This is a genomic window from Salinimicrobium oceani, from assembly GCF_012037645.1.
Genome location: NZ_JAAVJR010001103.1, coordinates 1 through 359, shown reverse-complemented (window position 1 = coordinate 359; position 359 = coordinate 1). Strand labels below are relative to the sequence as shown.

Below are 359 nucleotides of genomic sequence, written 5' to 3'. Positions count from 1 at the left end.
AGCCAGTTTATTGGCCACGCAATTAGAAATCCAATAAAAGAGGCAAGCCACATACTGGCAAACCACAGCACATCATCTTCTTTAGGCATCATGGGGATCTTGTCCATGAGCATATACCAGGAGGTGGTCATCATTCCCAAACTCACCGCCAGCATACTGAGTGCAGTGGTAATAAATGCCATTTTTGAGATCTGTTTGTTAGACATTCCCGGCATCATATTTTTTTTCATTGGGTATTGAACCAGTGCCCATGCGATGAGCACTGCAAGAACATACATGGCGATCATCATGATAGGCATTCCCGCTCCCAGCCAGAAAAAAGGACCTTCCCAACCAGGGCCAAAAAATAATGGAAATCC

Annotated in this window: 1 protein-coding gene; it reads right to left on the bottom strand. The window is 44.8% G+C overall.

What is annotated here, in order from left to right; all coding sequences use genetic code 11:
* A partial coding sequence (locus HC175_RS20985) for a DUF4396 domain-containing protein (RefSeq protein ID WP_168139912.1) occupies positions 1–359 on the bottom strand: 359 nt, incomplete at both ends.